Here is a 336-nt window from a genome sequence, read left to right on the forward strand (position 1 = left end):
TTATTTAGTATTATGAGCTAATCAAACATCATAAATTTTTATGGAGAGTTTGATCCTGGCTCAGGATGAACGCTGGCGGCGTGCCTAATACATGCAAGTCGAGCGAACAGATAAGGAGCTTGCTCCTTTGACGTTAGCGGCGGACGGGTGAGTAACACGTGGGTAACCTACCTATAAGACTGGGATAACTTCGGGAAACCGGAGCTAATACCGGATAATATTTCGAACCGCATGGTTCGATAGTGAAAGATGGTTTTGCTATCACTTATAGATGGATCCGCGCCGTATTAGCTAGTTGGTAAGGTAACGGCTTACCAAGGCAACGATACGTAGCCG

The 336-nt window shown here is 45.5% G+C and carries 1 rRNA gene; it reads left to right on the plus strand.

Features of this window, described 5'->3' with window-relative positions:
* Positions 1-37: 37 nt before the first annotated feature.
* Positions 38-336: ribosomal RNA gene (locus tag CD147_RS11145) — 16S ribosomal RNA — on the plus strand; the annotation flags it as partial.

The organism is Staphylococcus devriesei, from assembly GCF_002902625.1.
GTDB lineage: Bacteria > Bacillota > Bacilli > Staphylococcales > Staphylococcaceae > Staphylococcus > Staphylococcus devriesei.